Here is a 311-nt window from a genome sequence, read left to right as displayed (position 1 = left end):
AAATTGGTCACGATTGATGGAAGGCTGGCTTCGGTTTGAGACAATTCCGTCAGTGCTTGCTCCACATCCACAAGACTTGCTTGTCCAGCAGTATAACGAGCACGTGCAATATTTAATCCCATTCTTTGCACAACGATGTTGGCTTTAGTGATTTTGATTTGCGATTCATAGGTACGGATTTTAATGTAGGTAGTCGCTACATCCGCGGTCAGTGTAGTTAAGGCATTATCATATGCCGCCAAAGAACTTAAAAAAGCCGCATCTTTGGCTTGAATTGCGCGGCGGTATTTCCCCCAAAAATCAACCTCCCA

1 protein-coding gene is annotated in these 311 nt (G+C 44.4%); it reads right to left on the bottom strand.

Going from position 1 to position 311, the window contains the following annotated elements:
• Positions 1-311: TolC family protein (locus ACQY7T_RS13040; RefSeq protein ID WP_428413957.1), on the bottom strand; the 311-nt coding region annotated here is incomplete at both ends.

This window comes from Legionella sp., assembly GCF_965140895.1.
Lineage (GTDB): Bacteria > Pseudomonadota > Gammaproteobacteria > Legionellales > Legionellaceae > Legionella.
This window is presented reverse-complemented; position numbering and strand designations above follow the sequence as displayed.